The organism is Bifidobacterium sp. LH_450, assembly GCF_056356715.1.
Map to the genome: position 1 here is coordinate 61,216 of NZ_JBKEUU010000001.1, position 20,023 is coordinate 81,238.

The 20,023-nt window shown below is 66.6% G+C and carries 12 protein-coding genes; 11 read left to right on the top strand and 1 reads right to left on the bottom strand.

Going from position 1 to position 20,023, the window contains the following annotated elements; translation table 11 throughout:
- The first annotated feature begins 165 nt into the window (after window positions 1-165).
- From AC1AXT_RS00345 to AC1AXT_RS00370, 6 genes are all read left to right on the top strand, one after another.
- Window positions 166-804: an isochorismatase family protein gene (locus AC1AXT_RS00345; RefSeq protein ID WP_476562523.1), complete on the top strand. Its 639-nt coding sequence runs from the start codon at window positions 166-168 to the stop codon at window positions 802-804.
- An 88-nt stretch (window positions 805-892) separates the two neighbouring features.
- Window positions 893-2,026, top strand: a complete 1,134-nt coding sequence (gene hemW / locus AC1AXT_RS00350) for a radical SAM family heme chaperone HemW (protein ID WP_476562559.1) — start codon at window positions 893-895, stop codon at window positions 2,024-2,026.
- Window positions 2,027-2,093: 67 nt separating this feature from the next.
- Window positions 2,094-5,447: an ABC transporter permease gene (locus AC1AXT_RS00355; RefSeq protein WP_476539676.1), complete on the top strand. Its 3,354-nt coding sequence runs from the start codon at window positions 2,094-2,096 to the stop codon at window positions 5,445-5,447.
- Window positions 5,448-5,732: 285 nt separating this feature from the next.
- Window positions 5,733-10,301: a glutamate synthase large subunit gene (gene gltB / locus AC1AXT_RS00360; protein WP_476539678.1), complete on the top strand. Its 4,569-nt coding sequence runs from the start codon at window positions 5,733-5,735 to the stop codon at window positions 10,299-10,301.
- A gap of 1 nt (window position 10,302) precedes the next feature.
- Complete coding sequence (locus AC1AXT_RS00365; RefSeq protein WP_476539680.1) at window positions 10,303-11,838, top strand: glutamate synthase subunit beta; 1,536 nt, start codon at window positions 10,303-10,305, stop codon at window positions 11,836-11,838.
- Between the two features lie 161 nt (window positions 11,839-11,999).
- Entirely contained in the window at window positions 12,000-12,464 is a 465-nt protein-coding gene (locus AC1AXT_RS00370) for a tripartite tricarboxylate transporter TctB family protein (RefSeq protein ID WP_476539682.1), read from the top strand.
- A gap of 212 nt (window positions 12,465-12,676) precedes the next feature.
- On the opposite strand, the gene AC1AXT_RS00375 is transcribed toward AC1AXT_RS00370, so the two are convergent.
- Window positions 12,677-13,201: a peroxiredoxin gene (locus AC1AXT_RS00375; RefSeq protein WP_476539684.1), complete on the bottom strand. Its 525-nt coding sequence runs from the start codon at window positions 13,199-13,201 to the stop codon at window positions 12,677-12,679.
- Window positions 13,202-13,371: 170 nt separating this feature from the next.
- Between AC1AXT_RS00375 and glgA the strand changes: the two genes are divergently transcribed.
- The 5 genes from glgA to metE all read left to right on the top strand — a co-directional run bounded on the left by glgA (window position 13,372) and on the right by metE (window position 19,829).
- Window positions 13,372-14,652, top strand: a complete 1,281-nt coding sequence (glgA, locus tag AC1AXT_RS00380; RefSeq protein WP_476540487.1) for a glycogen synthase — start codon at window positions 13,372-13,374, stop codon at window positions 14,650-14,652.
- Entirely contained in the window at window positions 14,639-15,484 is an 846-nt protein-coding gene (locus AC1AXT_RS00385; protein WP_476539686.1) for an ABC transporter ATP-binding protein, read from the top strand. The genes glgA and AC1AXT_RS00385 overlap by 14 nt, the downstream gene beginning before the upstream one ends.
- 89 nt (window positions 15,485-15,573) lie before the next feature.
- Entirely contained in the window at window positions 15,574-16,659 is a 1,086-nt protein-coding gene (locus AC1AXT_RS00390; RefSeq protein WP_476539688.1) for a tRNA (adenine-N1)-methyltransferase, read from the top strand.
- 181 nt (window positions 16,660-16,840) lie between these two features.
- Window positions 16,841-17,389 carry a SixA phosphatase family protein gene (locus AC1AXT_RS00395; RefSeq protein WP_476539690.1) on the top strand — a complete coding sequence of 183 codons (549 nt, stop codon included), beginning with the start codon at window positions 16,841-16,843 and terminating at the stop codon, window positions 17,387-17,389.
- 130 nt (window positions 17,390-17,519) lie between these two features.
- Window positions 17,520-19,829, top strand: a complete 2,310-nt coding sequence (metE, locus tag AC1AXT_RS00400) for a 5-methyltetrahydropteroyltriglutamate--homocysteine S-methyltransferase (protein WP_476539692.1) — start codon at window positions 17,520-17,522, stop codon at window positions 19,827-19,829.
- The last annotated feature ends 194 nt before the right edge of the window (window positions 19,830-20,023 follow it).

Genomic DNA, 20,023 nt, shown 5'->3' on the forward strand with positions numbered 1-20,023 from the left:
GCATTCTTTGGTATACACAGCATTTTCAGACATCAAATGTCTGTCTGCCATCGATGGCGGTGCGTGGAGCATTGCAAAAACTAGCCAAATTGCGGAAAGCCATTGGCTGGCTGCGCTATGGCCCGCTAACGTGGTTGGCAACCAACGCCGTTGAAGGGACACCATATGACACGCGCACTTATCATCGTCGACGTCCAGCCTACGTTCTGCGAAGGCGGCGAACTGGCCGTGGACGGCGGCAACGCCGTCGCGCAGGCCATCGCGGGGTTCGTCGATGAACACGCCACCGACTACGGCTATGTGGCCACCACGCAGGACTGGCACGTCGAACCCGGTTCGCACTGGTCCGCCACCCCGGATTTCGTCGACACATGGCCGGTGCATGGCGCCGCCGGCACGCCGAACGCGGCCATTCATGCCGCCGTCGCAGCAGCGCTCGACGCGGCCGGCATCGCCGTTCACCACTTCAAGAAAGGCCAGTATTCCGCCGCCTACTCCGGATTCGAAGGCGTCGAAGACAACCGCGAGGATGCGGTTCCGACGCGCGAGGAAGTGGCCGCGGCACAGGCAGCCGGGCTGACGCTGGAGCAGGACCTGCGGGCAGCCGGCGTGACGTCGGTGGATGTCGTGGGGCTCGCGCAGTCGCATTGCGTCAAGGATACGGCGCTGGACGCGGCGCGGCTTGGCTTCCCGACGCGCGTATTGAGCGACCTCACCGCGCCGGTCAGCCCCGAACTGGGGGAAATCGCCAGCCGCCAGCTGGCCGAAGCCGGCGTAGCGGAAATCCCCTCAGCGCAAATCTAGAGTCCTTCCGCGCCGGGAGGCGAACGCCGCGGGCGTGCATTACAGTGGGGGCGTGGCTTTCGAAGTGTACGTTCACGTGCCGTTCTGCATGAGGCGGTGCGGCTATTGCGATTTCAATACCTACACGGCGCGCGACCTCGGTTCGGGGGCGTCGCGCGAGAACTACGCGCAGCTGGCGATCCGCGAAATGCAGCTCGTGCGCCGCTGGCAGCTCGGCCGCGGCATCGTCGAGCCGCCGGTTTCCAGCGTGTTCTTCGGCGGCGGGACGCCGACGATCCTGCCGGCGGAAGACCTCGTGCTGATGCTGGACGCCATCTGCGACATCTGGGGAGTGGAGCCGGATGCGGAGATCACCGCCGAAGCCAACCCCGACACCGTCGACGAACGCTACATTGCCACGCTGGCCGAAGGCGGCTTCAACCGCATTTCGTTCGGCATGCAGTCCGCGGTGCCGTGCGTGCTGGAAACGCTGGACCGCACCCATACGCCGGCGAACGTCGAAGCCGGCGTCGAAGCGGCGCGCAAGGCCGGCATCCGTTCCAGCGTCGACCTGATCTACGGCACGCCGGGGGAGAGCGTCGCCGACTGGGAGACGTCGGTGCGCGTGGCCATCGACCTGGGCGTCGACCACGTCTCCGCATACGCGCTCACCGTCGAGCCGACGACGAAAATGGGGCGCCGCATCGCCGCCGGGACGTTGCCGAAGCCGGACGACGACGACGAAGCCGCGAAATACGAGATTGCCGACCGGCTGCTGTCCGAAGCCGGCTTGCAGTGGTACGAAGTGAGCAACTGGGCGCGCCCCGGCTTCGAAAGCCGGCACAATCTCGGGTACTGGCGCAACGTCGACTGGAGCGGCATCGGCCCCGGCGCGCACAGCCACTATGCGCTCGGTGCCGGCGGTTGTGAAGACGCCGTCGGCCTGCGCGCCTGGGATACCGCGCATCCGCGGCTGTGGGCGCGCCAGATTGCCGCCGAAGACGTGCCGTGGAGCGGTTCCGAGCGCATTTCGGCGCGGGAAAACGCCGAGGAAGAACTGATGCTGGGCCTGCGCATCCGCGAAGGATTCGAGATTTCCTTGCTGCCGCAGATCCCTTCCAGCGCATGGCGGCGCTTCGCCGACGACGGCTTGCTGACGCTTGCCGGCGGCCGCGCCGTGCCGACGTTGCGCGGGCGGCTGCTCAACGACCAGATCATCACGTCGCTGATGCAATACCTGTAGCCGATTCGTATAATCGTGAGGAAGGGATGCAGCCAACGGGGCGGCCGCGCACGCAAAGGAGCGGGAGATGGGACGCAACGCCAGGCATGGAACGGACGCCGCACGCGGCTCGCCGCGCCGTCGCGGCCGTCGGTCGGCGCTGCGCCGCGACCGCACGGCCACGCTGAAGGGATCCAAGGGGCGATTCGCGTCAATCGCCGCGCTCATGGCGCTGGGATCGTTCGCATTGGTTGGCCTGTTCGTCACGGCGCCCGACATGCAGGCCACCGGCTCGTCCTATTACGGCAGCCATAACCTCGCCGACGCCACGGTCGTCAGCGAATACGGCCTGACCGAAGACGACCAGGAGGCCGTCCGGAAGACGGAAGGAGTGGCGCAGGCGGAATTCAGCTGGTTCAAGGACGTGACGATCGCCAACAGCTCGCATGCGGTGCGCATCTTCTCGATGCCGCAGTCGATCTCCACCGTCGAAATCATCGAGGGGCGGCTTCCAGACGACCCTGCGGAAATCGCGTTGAGTTCCAGCGAACGCGGCATCTACGCGGTCGGCAGCACGTTCCGCATCGACGAGCCGGCCGACATCGCCGGCGATACCGTGCTGGCATCCGACAGCTTCCGCGTCGTCGGCTTCGTCAACGCCAGCGACATCGTGTCGCACGCCGGCATGGGGTCGTCCACTGCCGGCACCGGCGACCTGGCCGGCTATGGATTCGTCGCCGACAGCGCCTTCGATTCGCCGGTCGCCATGCTGGGCCGCGTTACGTTCACGTCGACGCAGGGGCTGGAATACTGGGAAGACGGCTATGCCGAGGCCGTGCAGGAGGGCATCGCGGCGCTGGATGGAGCGCTGGCCGGCCAGCCCGCGTTGCGCGAGGAGAGCCTCAAGGAAGAACGCCGCGCGCAGATCGCCGAAGCGCGCAAGCAGCTCGACGAATCCAGGCAGCAGCTTCAGGATGCGCAAACGCAGCTGGACGACGCCAAATCGCAGATCGACGCCGCCAAGGACGCCATCGCGCAAGGCAAGGCGGATGCGGTGCAGGAAGGGGCGGACCTGGCATCGCAGCTTGCGCAGGCCGGGGGAACGCTTACGGCAGCCGACTCCAAGATTGCCGGCGCGCAGGCGCAGCTGGCGTCGGCGGACCGGCAGATCGCCTCCGGCGAAGCGCAGCTGGCGAACGGATGGACATCGCTGACGCAGGCGCAGGCGGCGCTGGAGGACGCCGAATCCCGGATCCAGTCCGCCGGAACGCAGCTGGACGCCATCGGGGGCGCGCTGAACGTATGGCGGCTGACCGGCGTCACCGGCAGCGTCTACGAGCGGCTCGTCTCCACGTACAACCAGGCCGTGGCATCCTATGAGTCATCGGTAGGCCAGTACAATGCGGCGCTGGATGGCTACGATTCCTCGCTGGGCGCATGGCGCGACGCTGCGGGGACGCTGGAGGAAGGCAGCGCGGACTACCAGGCCAACGCCGGAGCCCTCGCGCAGGCCGCGCAGGAAGCCGCCTCGGGCAAGCAGCGCCTGTCGGCAAGCGTCGCGTCGATCGCCCAGCAGGCCGCCGACGATGCCGGCGAGCTCATCACGGGGCAGCGTGCGCTGGAGCAGGCCGAGGAAGAATACGAGGCGAAGCTGGCGGAATTCAACGAAGCCAAGCCGCAGGCCGAAGCCGACATCGCCGAGGCCCAGGCGCGCATCGACGCGGCCGCGCAGAAGGTCGACGGGCTGTCGGTTCCCGCGTATACGGTGGCGAGCCGCAGCGAGGGGCTGACGGGCAAGGGCTATGCGGTCTACGAAACGATTTCGCGGATCGTGACGAAGCTGGCGGCCATCTTCCCTCCGTTCCTCTATATGGTGGCGGCGCTCGTGACGTTTTCGACGATGGGACGCATGGTGGACGAGGAGCGGGGCAATGCCGGCACGCTCAAGGCGCTGGGCTATTCCAATGCGTCGGTGATGGCGAAATACACGCTCTACGGGTTCGCCGCCTCGACCATCGGCACCGCCGTGGGCGTCGCGCTCGGCCATACGCTGCTGCCGCTGATCGTCTATTCGGCGTACGGCAAGCATTTCATCCTGCCGCGCATCGAACTGCATTGGTATCCCGCTATCGCGGCACTGGCGTTCGTGTTCGGCTGGCTGGCCGCCATCGCGCCGACATGGCTCGTCGCCCTGCGCGATGCACGGGAACAGCCGGCGTCGCTGCTGCGGCCCAAGCCGCCGGCGAAAGGCTCGCGGATCCTCCTCGAACGCGTCAAGCCGGTATGGAACCGGCTGAATTTCACCGGCAAGGTGACCGCGCGCAACATCTTCCGCTACAAAGGGCGCATGTTCATGACGATATTCGGCGTCTGCGGCGCCGTGGCGATGCTGGCCGCGGGATTGGGGGTGCAGGCGTCGATCCGCCATGTCGCCGACCGGCAGTTCGACGAACTGGTGACGTACGACCTGATCGTGGCCGAACGCTCCGACAACAGCGACGCCGAAAGCCAGGCGGCGGCGGACAGCGTGGCCGGCGACGAGCAGGTCTGCCGGTCCACGCCGATCCGCTACGAGGAGATGTCGCTGAACGGCGACGCTACGCAGGGACGCCAGTCCATCACGATGATCGCCACCGACGACGCCTATGCGCTGGCATCGTTCATCACGCTCGGCTCCAGGGACGGCACCAGCGTGGCGCTGACCGACCGCGGCGCCGTCGTCAGCGAGTCGCTGGCATCGATGCTGGGGGCGGCGGAAGGCGACGTCATCAGCGTGGAGGATGCCACCGGAACGCAGCGCTCGTTCCGCGTCGCCGGCATTACGGAAATGTACATCGGGCATTTCCTGTTCCTGTCGGCCGACGGCTATGGCAACGCGTTCGGCACGGCATATGCGCCGAACGCGCATATGGTTTCCCTCGCCGACGCCGACGCGGAGGCGGTCGAGCGGCAGGCCGCGGCCTTCGTCGCCGTCGACGGCGTCAAGTCCGTCGTGCAGAACACGGCGATGCGCGCCATGGTCGACCGCATCGTCACCGCGCTCGACATCATCATGACGGTGCTGGTCGTCGTCGCCACGCTGCTGGCCATGGTCATCCTCTACAACCTGACGAACCTCAACGTGTCCGAACGCATGCGCGAACTGTCGACGCTCAAGGTGCTGGGCTTCACGGACCGGGAGGTGACCATGTACATCTACCGCGAAACGGTGCTGCTGTCGGCGCTCGGCATCCTCGCCGGGTTCGCGTTCGGCGAGTGGCTGCGCCGCTTCATCATCGCCGAGGTGCCCCCGCCGGACGTCATGTTCGACCCGGCGCCGCAGGCTGTGGAATTCGTGGTGCCGGTGGCGCTGGTCGTGGCCGTGCTGGCCCTGCTGGGGATCCTGGTCCATCGCCGGCTGCGCGACGTGGACATGCTGGAAGCGCTCAAATCCGTCGAATGACGGCGCCCCGTGCCTGGAGGGCATTCATGGCCCATTGCCGCATGGCGGCGCCGGACCCCTCATGGCCGGCCCGGCAGGCAGCGCCATGGGCGATTGCCCCATGGCGCCGGCCCTGGGAAGCATGGGCGGCTGCCTTATGTGAAGACGGCGTGTCGGGGGAACCGGAATGTGGACGCCGAAACATGGCTGAGAAGTGTGTCCAGTAATCTGTGAAGGCAATTTGCTGTTTTGGCGCTTTTGTGCCGCCTTGGCAGCCGAGTCCGTCGACAAGAAGAGGTGATAGAGGTGACATTTGGAGCCCCGCTAGATTTGACGATTCATCGTCCTGATGGTCTCTATGATCCAGCCGCCGAGCATGACGCCTGCGGCGTCGGCATGGTCACCACGCTCCATCGCGAGCCGGAACGCAAGATCGTCGATGACGCAATCGAGGTGCTCGTCAACCTCAACCACCGCGGCGCCGTGGGCGCCGAGGAGAACACCGGCGACGGCGCCGGCATCCTGATGAGCATGCCGGATGAATTCATGCGCGCGACCATCGACGCGCAGCTTCCCGAAGCGGGCCATTATGCCGCCGGCATCGCCTTCCTCGACCGCGACATCGCCGTCTCCTCGCAGCAGGAGCAGGCCATTGCCGCCATCGCGCGCGACGAGGGGCTCGAAGTGCTCGCCTGGCGCGTCGTGCCGACCAACCCCGACGGACTGGGGCTGCAGGCCCTCGCCTCGATGCCCGCGTTCAAGACGCTCGTACTGGCCGACCCGGACGGCAAGCTCGCCGGCATCGACCTCGACCGCAAGACCTACCGCGTGCGCAAGCGCGTCGAGCATGAAGTCGGCGTCTACTTCGCGTCGCTCTCCAGCCGCACGATCACCTACAAGGGCATGCTCACCACGATGCAGCTCAAGCCCTTCTTCCCGGACCTGTCCGACGGGCGCATGAAGGCCACGATCGCCATCGTCCATTCGCGCTTCTCGACGAACACGTTCCCCAGCTGGCCGCTGGCCCAGCCGTTCCGCCTGCTCGCGCACAACGGCGAGATCAACACGATCCAGGGCAACCGCAACTGGCTGACGGCGCGCGAAGGCAACCTCAAGTCGCCGCTGCTCGGCGACATCCAGCAGCTGCTGCCGATCCTCACCCCGGGCGACTCCGATTCGGGCAGCTTCGATGAATGCCTCGAGCTGCTGCACCTGGCCGGCCGCTCGCTGCCGCACGCCATCCTGATGATGGTGCCGCCGGCATGGGAGAAGGACCCGGACCTCGACCCGGACGTGCGCGCCTTCTACGAATACAACAACACGCTCATCGAGCCGTGGGACGGGCCGGCCGACATCATCTTCACCGACGGCACGCTCGTCGGCGCCGTGCTCGACCGCAACGGCTTCCGCCCGGGCCGCTGGCAGGTCACGAAGGACGGCTACGTCGTCCTCGCCTCCGAAGCCGGCGTCCTCCCGGATACCCCGGAAGGCGACATCGTGGCCAAGGGGCGCCTCGAGCCTGGCAAGATGTTCCTAGTCGACACCGCCGAAGGCCGCATCGTGCCGGACGAGGAGATCAAGCAGCAGCTTGCGCACCAGCATCCGTACCGCGAATGGCTCGAAGGCAACACCGTCGAGATGAAGGAGCTGCCCAAGCGCGAGCACATCAACTACAACGACCATTCGGTCACGCGCCGCCAGCGCGCCTTCGGGTACACCGAAGAGGACCTGAAGATCGTGCTCACGCCGATGGCGAACACCGGCAAGGAGCCGCTCGGGTCCATGGGCAACGACGCGCCGCTCGCGCCGCTGTCGTCGCGCTCACGCATGCTGTTCGACTACTTCACGCAGAAGTTCGCGCAGGTCACCAACCCGCCGCTCGACTGGGAGCGCGAGAAGATCGTCACGTCCATCGAATCGGCCATCGGCCCCGAGCCGAACCTGCTCGAGGACAGCGCGCTGCACGCCAAGAAGATCCTCATCCCGCTGCCGGTGCTCGATTCGGTCGAGATGAGCCAGCTCAAGCGCCTCGACCGCGCCAAGGAGCTGCACGACCACTACCGTCCGTACGTCGTCAAGGGCCTGTACCAGGTCGCCGGCGGCGGCGACGCGCTGCGCGCCCGCATCGCGGAAATCTACGACGAAATCGACGCGGCCATCGCCGACGGCAAGAACTTCCTGATCCTCTCCGACCGCGATTCGAACCATACGTGGGGCCCGATCCCGTCGTTGCTGCTGACGAGCGCCGTCCAGCATCACCTGGTGAAGAACCACAACCGCACGCAGATCTCGATGGTCGTCGAGACCGGCGACGTGCGCGAAATCCACCACGTCGCGCTGCTGATCGCGTACGGCGCGGCCGCCGTCAACCCCTACCTCGCGTTCGATTCGGTCGAGGCGCTCTCGCGCGCCGGCTACGTCACCGTCGATCCGCAGACGGCCGTCGCCAACCTCAAGAAGGCGCTGTCGACCGGCGTGCTCAAGATCATGAGCAAGATGGGCGTCTCGACGATCATGAGCTACCGCGGCGCCCAGCTGTTCGAGGCCGTCGGCCTCGACGAGGAGGTCATCAACGACTACTTCGGCGGCACCGTCTCGCGCGTCGGAGGCTGCGGGCTCGACGAAATCGCCGAGGAGGTGGCGATCCGCCACCGCGTGGCCTATCCGAACCAGTGGACGGCCACGCCGCACCGCAACCTGCGCACCGGCGGCGACTACAAGTGGCGCCGTACCGGCGAAGACCACCTCAACGACCCCGAGGCGATCTTCCTGCTGCAGCAGTCGACCCAGCGCGGCGACTACGGCATGTTCAAGAAGTATTCGGCGCATATCAACGACACGTCGAACCGCCTGATGACGCTGCGCGGCCTGATGAAGTTCAAGCACGACCGCAAGCCCATCGACATCTGCGAAGTGGAGCCGGCGACCGAAATCGTCAAGCGCTTCTCGACCGGCGCGATGAGCTACGGCTCGATTTCGAAGGAAGCCCACGAAACGCTGGCGATCGCGATGAACACGATCGGCGCGCGCTCCAACTCCGGCGAGGGCGGCGAATCGCCCGACCGCCTCGAGGACCCGCTGCGCTGCTCGAAGATCAAGCAGATCGCCTCGGCGCGCTTCGGCGTGACGTCCAACTACCTCGTGCACGCCACCGACCTGCAGATCAAGCTCGCCCAGGGCGCCAAGCCGGGCGAGGGCGGCCACCTGCCCGGCGCGAAGGTGCCGCCGTGGATCGCCGAGGTGCGCCATGCGACGCCGGGCGTCGAGCTGATCTCCCCGCCGCCGCACCACGACATCTACTCGATCGAGGACCTCAAGCAGCTGATCAACGACGCGAAGATGAGCAACCCCAACGCCCGCGTCCACGTCAAGCTCGTCTCCGAGTTCGGCGTCGGCACGATCGCGGCCGGCGTGGCCAAGTGCCATGCCGACGTCGTGCTGATCTCCGGCTACGACGGCGGCACCGGCGCGGCCCCGCTCAACGCCATCAAGCACGCCGGCACCCCGTGGGAGATCGGCCTGTCCGAAACGCAGCAGACGCTGATCATGAACGGCCTGCGTTCGCGCATCACCGTCCAGTGCGACGGCGAGCTCAAGACCGGCCGCGACGTCGTCATCGCCGCGCTGCTGGGCGCCGAGGAATTCGGCTTCGCCACGGCGGCGCTGATCGTCGAGGGCTGCGTGATGATGCGCGCATGCCAGAAGAACACGTGCCCGCAGGGCGTCGCCACGCAGGACCCGGAGCTGCGCGCGCGCTTCACCGGCAAGCCGGAACACGTCATCAACTTCTTCATGTTCATCGCCGAGGAAGTGCGCGAGATCCTGGCCGAGCTGGGCTTCCGCACGCTTGAGGAAGCGGTGGGCCACGTCGAATGCCTCGACCAGAACGAGGCGATCCGCCGCTGGAAGGCCGACGGCATCGACCTGTCGAACGTGCTCAAGCAGCCCGGCCCGGTTCCCGGCACGATCCTGCACAAGACGGAGGACCAGAACCACGAGCTCGACAAGGCGCTCGACAACAAGCTGATCGCGCTGGCGCAGCCGGCCCTCGAGCATGGCGAGAAGGTGTCGATCGACATGCCGATCCGCAACGTGAACCGCACGCTCGGCACGATGGTCGGCTACGAGATCACCAAGCGCTACGGCGAGGACGGCCTGCCCGACGACACGATCGACATGACGCTGCACGGCTCCGGAGGCCAGTCGATCGGCGCGTTCATCCCGCGCGGCGAAACGCTGCGCATCCATGGCGAAGTCAACGACTACGCCGGCAAGGGCCTGTCGGGCGGCCGCATCGTCATCCGCCCCGAAGAGGGCATCGCGTTCGATGCGCACGACAACGTCATCGCCGGCAACGTGCTCGGCTTCGGCGCCACCAGCGGCCAGATGTTCGTGGCCGGCCGCGCCGGCGAACGCTTCGGCGTGCGCAACGGCGGCGCCACGTTCGTCGTCGAGGGCGTGGGCGACCACGGCTGCGAATACATGACCGGCGGCAACGTCGTCATCCTCGGGCCCACCGGCCGCAACTTCGGCGCCGGCTTCTCGGGCGGCAACTGCTACGTGCTCGATCTGGACATGGACAAGGTCAACCCGGACGCCAGGAACGGCGCGCTGTCGTTCGAGCCGCTCGACGAGCAGGCCGACCTGTTCGTGCACGCGCTCGTCAAGCAGCATGCCGAGGAGACCGGCTCGGCGTTCGCCGCCGCGCTGCTTGAGGACTGGCCGGCTTCCCGCCAGCGCTTCACCCACGTCGTGCCGAAGACGTTCGTCGCGATGCAGCGCGCGATGCGCGAAGCCGAAGCGGCCCACGTCGATTTCAACGAACCCGGAGTCTGGGACAAGACCTACGAAGACGTCATGGAAGGAGCTCGCTGACATGGGAGACCCAAGAGGATTCCTGAAGGTACGGACCCGCCACGAACTCGCCGAACGGCCGGTGGAGGAACGCATCAAGGACTGGCAGGACGTCCACGCCGAGGAGGGGCTGCAGCCCTGGACGCAGGAGCAGGCCGCCCGGTGCATGGATTGCGGCACGCCGTTCTGCATGACCGGCTGCCCGCTGGGCAACCTGATCCCCGAATGGAACGACCTGGTGCGCACCGGCCAGTGGGAGGACGCCTACAACCGGCTGTCGATGACCAACAACTTCCCCGAGGTGACGGGCCGTATCTGCCCGGCGCTGTGCGAATCGGCGTGCGTGCTGGGCATCCACCAGCCGCCGACGATGATCAAGAACGACGAATGCACGATCATCGACCAGGCATGGGAGCTCGACTACGTCAAGCCGATGCTGCCGCAGCGCCTGTCCGACCAGACCGTCGCCGTCGTCGGCTCGGGCCCCGCGGGCCTGGCCTGCGCCCAGCAGCTGACGCGCGCCGGCCACACCGTCGTCGTCTACGAACGCGACGACGCCATCGGCGGCCTGATGCGCTACGGCATCCCGAACTTCAAGCTCGACAAGCGCATCATCGACCGCCGCGTCGAGCAGATGAAGGCCGAAGGCACCGAATTCCGCACCGGCGTCGAGATCGGCAAGGACATTTCCTGGGACGACCTGCGCGCCCGCTACGACGCCGTCGTCGTCGCCATCGGCTCGACGGTGCCGCGCGACATGAACATCCCCGGCCGCCAGCTCGACGGCATCCACTTCGCGATGGAGTTCCTGCCCGACGCCACGCGCCGCGTCTACGGCGTGCAGCCGGTGCACGACATCACCGCCAAGGACAAGCACGTCGTCATCATCGGCGGCGGCGACACCGGCTCCGACTGCCTGGGCACGTCGATCCGCCAGGGCGCCAAGGACGTCACAGTCCTGCAGATCATGCCGCAGGAGCCTTCCATCCGCCCGGACAACCAGCCGTGGCCGACGTTCGCGCGCCTCTACCAGAAGACCTCGTCGATGGAGGAAGGCGGCGAATACGTCTACAACACCGATTCGGTGAACTTCGTCGGCACGCCCCAGGAAGAGGAGAAGGTCACCATCGAGGCGAACGCGATGACCGAAGGCTTCGTCGCCGACGAAGCCGGCCACGTCACCGGCCTGAAGGTCGTGACGGTCGCCCCGGGCGAGGACGGCCCGTTCACGCGCCAGAAGGGCACCGAACGCATCATTCCGGCCGACCTCGTGCTCATTTCGGTCGGCTTCCTGCACCCGGACACCGCCACGCTCGAGGAGCAGCTGCCGGTCGACCTCGACGGGCGCGGCAACGTCGCGCGCGACGACGCGTTCCAGACGTCGCAGGACGGCGTCTTCGCCTGCGGCGACGCCGGCCGCGGCCAGAGCCTGGTCGTCTGGGCGATCGCCGAGGGACGTTCCTGCGCGGCCGCCGTCGACAACTACCTGATGGGATCCACGGAACTGCCGGCGCCGATCGTCGCCAGCGAACGCAGCATGGCGCTGCCGCGCTGCTGAACCCGCGGATTTCCCCTTACAGGAAGATTCCCCGGCAACCGCCTTGCACGCGGCCGGGGAATCTTTTTTTCAAGACGGGCCGCGCAAACAGCGGCCGGTAGGGTAGGATGGGGAGCCGAAGCAAACGTTTCCAGCCGAAACAACACCAAGGAGGGGCATCGATGCCAAACCGCGCAGAACGCCGCGCAGCCAGCAAGAAGAACAAGGGCGTGCCGCAGCAGTACGACGCAACGAAGGGACGCGGACGTTCCGGCATGGTGGACGAATCCGCGCTGCAGGACAAGTCCGTGCGCATCAAGGACAAGCAGAGCGGCCCCTGGAAGCCGACGAGCAGCGAGCTCAAGGCCGAGGAAGTCGATGCGATGAACACCGATCCGTCCGACTACGATCCGCAGAAGGTCCTCAAGGCGCCGCACTCGGCGCGGCAGGTATGCCGCATCATCACCTGGTGCGTCATCGTGCTGTCCGCCATCATGTTCTTCGTCGTCATGTGGCTGCCGAACCATCCGACGTGGTCGATCATCACGGTGTCGGCGGTCTTCGCGGCCGGCGTCATCAGCCTGTTCTTCGACGCGGGTGACTGGCATAACAACCCGAACCTGGACCAGAACGGCACCGCCGTCTGAGCGCCTTCATGGCGCGGCGCAGGCATCGATGCCGCCGCCGCGCCGTTCTAGCCATCGGGATCGCCGGCAGGGGCCTGCGGACTGCCTGCAAGGGAAGATTCCCGATGGCCTCTTGCGGGGGATTCCCGCAGGCGCGTCGCCAGGCATGCAAAAGGGCCGCCCCTGTGGGGGAGCGGCCCTTTTCGCTTAGCCTATGCTGCGCCGATGGCGGCTCAGTGCTCGACCTGCTCGATCTTATGCACGAGCTGCTCGACGTAGTCGTCCTCGACCTTCACGTCGTAGTCGGCGAGGAGGATCTTGTCTTCCTTGCTGATGGCGAAGGTGGAGCGCACCGTGTGCATTTCCTTCTTGCCCAGCTCGAAGGTCTCCTTGACGGTGCCGTAGAGCTTGTGCACCTCGTAGGTGGGGTCGGACAGCAGCGTGAAGTTCAGGTCGTACTTCTCGCGGAACTCCTGCAGCTTGTCGACGCCGTCGCCGGACACGCCGATGACGGTGTAGCCCAGCGCCTCGAGCTTCTCCATGTTGTCGCGGAAGCCCTTCGCCTCGATCGTGCAGCCGCTGCTGAGCGCCTGCGGGTAGAAGAACAGCACGACGTTCTGGTGCTTGAAGTCGGCCAGCGCATAGTGCTTGTATTCGTCGGATTCCAGCACGAAGTTGGGTGCCTTCTCGCCGACGGTCAGATGGACGGGATGTTCAAAGGACGGCTTGGCGCCGTCAGCCGTTTCGTTTTTGCTCATGCTCACATCGTAGGGTTTGCGCGGGCTCGCGGCGGCGCCGTTTTGCGTTGCGCTGAGAACCGGTTTGTAGCCGGGCGATTTTATATTGGTGCCTCGTGGCTCGTCCAGCTCGCCGAGCGACTAGAGTGGTTAGCCAAGGAGACATGATGCCTAACAAGAAAGGACCGGCTATGCAAGTCGACATCCTGACCAGGGAATATCCCCCGGATATCTACGGCGGGGCGGGCGTGCACGCCGAAGAGCTTTCCAAGGTCCTTGCCGAGCGCATCGACGTGACGGTCCGCGCATTCGACGGCCCGCGCCTGGCGGTCGACATCCCCCAGATTCCGTGCGAGCACCCCGAAGGCAGCCTGCGCGTCGTCGGCTACGACGTGCCGGAAGAGCTGGCCGACGACAATCCGGCCCTCAAGACCTTCGGCGTCGACCTGCAGATGGCCAACGACGTCGAATCGGAACTCGTCCATGTCCACACCTGGTACACCTGCCTCGCCGGCAGGCTCGCCCAGCAGCTGCACGACATCCCGATGGTCATCACCGCCCATTCCCTCGAGCCGTTCCGGCCGTGGAAGCGCGAGCAGCTGGGCGGCGGCTACGAGCTGAGCACCTGGGCCGAGCGCGACGCCTACGAGCATGCCGACCGCATCATCGCCGTGTCGGAAGGCATGAAGGCCGACATCCTCGCCGCCTACCCGAACGTCGACCCGGCGAAGGTCGCCGTCGTCCACAACGGCATCACGCTGTCCGACTTCGCCACGCCCGACGACGACGATCCGGGCTGGGAGGTCTTCGAACGCTACGGCATCGACCGCAACCTGCCGACGCTGCTGTTCGTCGGCCGCATCACGCGCCAGAAGGGCCTGCCGTACCTGCTCAAGGCGCTCCACCACGTCGATCCGGGCATCCAGGTCGTCCTATGCGCAGGCGCGCCGGACACCCCGCAGATCGCCCAGGAAGTCAAGGACGGGGTCGCCGAGCTGCAGCGCACGCGCGGCAACGTCGTGTGGATCGAGGAAATGCTGCCGAAGGACGAGCTCAACGCCCTCGAGCACGGCTGCGACGCCTTCGTATGCCCCAGCATCTACGAGCCGCTCGGCATCGTCAACCTCGAGGCCATGGCCTGCGGGCTGCCCGTCGTCGCCTCGACGACCGGCGGCATTCCCGAAGTCGTCGTCGACGGCGTCACCGGCTACCTCGTGCCGATCGAGCAGCTGCATGACGGCACCGGCACGCCGACCGACCCGGAGCGTTTCGTGCGCGACATGGCCGACGCGATCAACCGCATCATGGAGAACCCCGAGCGCGCCGAGGCGATGGGCATCGCCGGCTACGAGCGCGCACGCGACCACTTCAGCTGGGAAACGATTGCCGACCAGACGATCCGCATCTACGAAGAGGCCATCGCCGCCCACCGCGCCGGCGACGAACGGCGAGCCGCCGATGGCGACGAGTGAGTTCGCGCTGCGCCTTGACGGCGTGGAATTCCGCCGCCAGGGCCGCCGGATCCTCTCCGGCGTGAATCTTGCCGTCCGGCCGGGGGAGAAGTGGGTGCTGTTCGGTCCCAACGGCGTCGGCAAGTCGACGCTCGTGCAGATGATGGCGACCCGCGCGTTCCCGTCCGCCGGCAGCGTGGAGATCCTCGGCAACCGGCTGGGCAAGGTCAACGTCTTCTCCTACCGCAACCGCATCGGGCTGGCCAGCGCGGAGCTGCTGCGCACGTTCCCGTCCGGTGAGGACCCGCTCGACGTCGTCCTGACGTCGCTGACCGCCTCGATCGGCCGCTGGCGCGAAACGTTCAGCGACGAGCAGGTCGCGCGGGCGCGCGCCCTGATGGAGCGCTTCGGCATCGGCTACCTCGAAGGCAAGGAGATGTGGCGGCTGAGCGAGGGGGAGCGCACCCGCGTGCTCATCTGCCGCGCGCTGATGGCCGATCCCGACCTGCTGCTGCTCGACGAGCCGACGACGGGACTGGACCTGGGCGGCCGCGAAGAGGTGCTGGCGACGCTGGGCGACATCGGCGCCGAGAAGTCGGGCCGCGCCGTGGTGCTGGTTACGCATCGCCTGGAGGAGATTCCCGCCGGCTTCGACCACGTCGCGATCATGGGGCGGCTGTCTGACGGCCGGGAATCCGCCGAAGGCGGCGCCGATCCGGCGGCCGGAACGATCCTGTATGCCGGCAACGCCGCGGAAGGGCTGACGTCCAGCCGGCTGAGCGGCCTGTTCGGCATGCCGCTGGAAGTGACGCGTTCGGGCGGACGCTGGAACGCATTCGCGGCAAGCCGCTGAGCGGCGCCGCTGCCCGCGCAGCCCGCGCGGGCTTTTCCGATTGCGCACGATCCGCGCTCTGACGTTTTTGAATCCATAAGGGGGCATCCATGCGGCGAGGGCCGTTGCAAGCAGGCGAGAAGGTGCAGTTCACCGACCGCAAGTCCAACAAGATCACCGACCAGCTGGTGCCGGGCGGCTCGACGCAGACGGCGCACGGGCTGATCCTGCACGACGACGTCATCGGCGCGTCCGAAGGCAGCGTCGTGACGACGGTGACGGCCAAGCGCGAGGCCCAGGTCAACGCCGAGCACCCCGAACGCGACGCGAACAAGCCATGGAAGGCGGCGCGCGCCATCGGCGGCTGGCAGTTCGCCGTCATGAGGCCGCGGATGGCCGACTACGTGCTGTCGATGCCGCGCGGCGCGCAGATCATGTATCCGAAGGACATCGCCGAAACGATCCAGCTCGGCGACATCCGCACCGGCATGCGCGTGCTGGAATCGGGCGCCGGCAGCGGGGCGATGAGCCTCAACCTGCTCGACGCGGTGAATGGGCCGGCCGATCCGAACGATCCGGACTGCCCCGAACGCGGCGAGCTGACGACGATCGAGCTGCGCCCCGAATTCGCGAAGATCGCGATGGCGAACGCGACGCTGTACTACGGCGCGCGGCCCGGCTGGTGGACGCTGCTGACCGGCGATTTCGATTCGGTGGCGGCCACGCTGCCGGAACACTACTACGACCGCATCGTGCTCGACATGCTCGATCCGTGGAACCGCCTCGATGCCGCATGGCGGGTCATCGCCCCGGGCGGCGTGCTCGTGTGCTACGTGACGACGGCGACGCAGCTGTCGCGCCTGGCCGAGGGGCTGCGCGAAGCCGGCTGCTGGACCGAGCCTGCAGTGCAGGAAACGCTGGAACGCAACTGGAAGGTGCAGGGCCTGGCCGTGCGTCCTGACCACCAGATGATCGGCCATACCGGCTTCCTCGTCGTCTCGCGCGCGATGGCGCCCGGCTTCGAGGCGCTGCGCAAGCGCGAGCGGGCCGCCAAGGACACCGTCACCGACGTCGACTCGCTCAGCGCCGAGGAACGCGCCGAAGCGTGGGAGGACCTCGAGCTGCGCGACATTTCCGACCGCAAGCTCAACAAGGTGCTGCGCGACCTGGACCTGCAGGCAAGCCGCCTGCAGTAGTTCATCCGGTTCCCCCGAGTTCTCTCCGGAGCCCCGCATCCCAAGGCATCGCCTTCCCTTTGCATTCGGGCCGGGGCGCGGAGATTGTGCGCCTGGATGACGCGATGCTGCGCCGCGCCCTTGAGCCCGGGGCGAAGCGGCAAGCCGACAGCAAGGGGGCATACCTATTACACTGGGCAGCATGAACGTCAAGAAAGTCGCGAAGGCGGCCCGGCAGTATCCGTACATCCTCATCATCATGAGGCACGCCAAGACGGAGCCGTTCGCTCCGGGCGGCGACTTCAAGCGCGAGCTGACCGACAAGGGGCTCAAGCAGGCGAAGGCGGTGGCCAAGGGCCTGAAGGACATGGGCCTGGTGCCCGACCAGATCGACGTTTCCAGCGCCACGCGCGCCCAGCAGACCTGCAACCGCATGCTCAAGGTCTTCGGCGACAAGCCGAAGGTGACGATGCGCAAGAGCCTGTACGAGGACGGCATGCAGGCCGTGTTCGACGCGTTGGGGGAGTGCAAGCCCAAGCGCCATGTGCTGATGGTCATCGGCCATGAGCCCACCGTGTCGATGGCCTGCCAATGGCTGGCCAACCCCGCCTCCGACCCGCAGCTGCTCGACCTGCTCAACCTCGGCATGAGCCCGGCCACCGTCGCGGTCTTCGGCTCGTCGATGCCGTTCAATTCATGGAGCATCCACCAGGCGGCGCTGCTGGGCGTCATCGGGGCGAAGGACTTCTAGCCAATATGTGAGATGCGGGGTATAGGCGCTTTTTATAACGACATGCCCGTGAGAATTATGAGCGTCAAACGGCCGTTTTTTGCTACATTGGGGCGCGTTGCTTGTTGAACGCCACTGGAAGGAAACAAACATGGCCGTGCTCACATCCGTTTCTGGCTTCCCGCGCATCGGGGCCAACCGCGAGCTCAAGAAAGCCATCGAGGGCTTTTGGAAGGGGAACGTCTCGCTGGAATCCATGCGCGAAACCGCACGGAGCCTGCGCGTCAAGCACTGGGAACTCGAACAGGCCGCCGGCATCGACCTGATCCCCAGCAACGACTTCTCCTACTACGACCAGATGCTCGACACCTCCATCCTGCTCGGCGTGGTGCCGCAGCGCTACCGCGACCTGGGCTTTGCAGAGCCCGAGGAGACGCTGTTCGCGATGGCCCGCGGATACCAGGGCGACCGCGGCGACGTGACGGCGCTGCCGATGAAGAAGTGGTTCACGACGAACTACCACTACCTGGTGCCGGAACTGGAGCCGGGCTGCGAGATCAAGCTGTCGGGCACGAAGCCGTTCGACTACTACCTCGAAGCCAAGTCGCTGGGCATCGAAACGAAGCCCGTGCTCATCGGCCCGTACACGTTCCTCAAGCTGGCCCGCACGCCCCAGGCCGGCGAAATCGAAGTCACCGAAGCGCTCATCGAGCAGATTTCGGCCGCCTACGGCGAAATCCTCAAGAAGTTCGCGAAGCTCGGCGCCCAGTGGGTGCAGCTCGACGAGCCGTACCTGGTGCTCGACAAGGAGCCGGGCGACATCGCGCTGTTCGAATCGCTGTACAACCGCATCCTGCCCTCGCGCGACGGCACCGGCCTCAAGGTGCTGCTCAACACCTACTTCGGCAACGTCGCCGACGTCTATACGTCGCTGACCGCCCTCGGCTTCGACGGCCTGGGCCTCGACCTGATCGAAGGCCGCGAGGAGAACCTCGCCGCCGTGTCCGAATTCGGCGCCCCGGAAGGCCTGACGCTGTTCGCCGGCGTCGTCAACGGCCGCAACATCTGGCGCAACGACTACGCCGAGTCGATCGGCCTGGTCGAGGCGCTGCAGCAGGTCAACGGCAACGTCGCCGTCGCGACGGCCAGCTCGCTGCTGCACGTGCCGTTCAGTACGCAGGGCGAGGACGGACTGGAGCCCGACGTGCTCAAGCACTTCGCCTTCGCCGTCGAGAAGCTCGCCGAGGTGCGCGAGATCGCCGACCTCGTCGAGCTGGACGACGACGAAAAGGCCGCCTCCGCCGTGCTCGCCGCCAACCAGGCGCTGTTCGACGGCACGCGCGTGGCCGCCGACGAGGCGGTCGCCTCGCGCGTCGCGGCGCTGAAGGACGACGACTTCACGCGCCAGCCGGCGCGCGCGGAACGCCAGCGGCTCCAGAAGGACGCGCTTGGCCTGCCGGTGCTGCCGACGACGACGATCGGCTCGTTCCCGCAGACGAAGGAAGTGCGCGCCGAACGCGCGAAGCTGCGCAAGGGGGAGATCTCCCAGGCCGACTACGACGAATTCATCAAGCGCCAGATCGACGACGTCGTGAAGAAGCAGGAGGACATCGGCCTCGACGTCCTCGTCCACGGCGAATTCGAGCGCAACGACATGGTCGAGTATTTCGGCCAGAACCTCAACGGCTTCCTGTTCACGAAGAACGCATGGGTGCAGTCCTACGGCACCCGCTGCGTCAAGCCCCCGATTGTGTGGGGCGACGTGTCGCGCGCCAATCCGATCACCGTGGACTGGTCGTCGTATGCGCAGTCGCGCACCGACCATGTCATGAAGGGCATGCTGACGGGCCCGGTGACGATCCTCAACTGGTCGTGGCCGCGCGAGGACATCACGCACGAAGAGCAGACCAAGCAGCTTGCCCTGGCCATCCGCGACGAGGTGCTCGACCTCGAGGCCGCCGGCATCAAGGTCATCCAGATCGACGAGGCGGCGCTGCGCGAGAAGCTCCCGCTGCGCCGTTCCGACTGGCACAAGAAGTACCTTGACTGGGCGATTCCGGCGTTCCGCCTCGTGCATTCGGGCGTGAAGCCGACCACGCAGATCCATACGCACATGTGCTATTCGGAGTTTAACGACATCATCCGCGACATCGACGCGATGGACGCCGACGTCATCTCGTTCGAGGCGTCGCGCGGCGACCTCGTCGTCCTCGACGCCATCCACGACGCCGATTTCGAAACGGAAGCCGGCCCGGGCGTCTACGACATCCATTCCCCGCGCGTGCCCTCCCAGCAGGAAATCGAGGAGCGCATCGGCGAGATCCTGGAGAAGATGGACGTCGAGAAGGTGTGGATCAACCCGGACTGCGGCCTGAAGACCCGCGGCAACGAGGAAACGTGGGCATCGCTGGAGAATCTCGTCGCCGCTACCAAGGCAGTCCGGGCGAAACTGGCGGAGTGACGGTTCCGCAGTGATTGCAGAACATAGGTAATCCGAAACCAGATGGTGGGTTGGCGGCGTCGGCCGGCTCCGCCAACCCACCCCAAGTCACCTCTGGTTCCCCTCGCCTCCCTTCGGAAGGCGGGGGCGAGGGGAACGACGGTTCCGGAACGCTACTGATGCTGGAGTTCCCGCCAGGAAGAGGGAACAAGGAG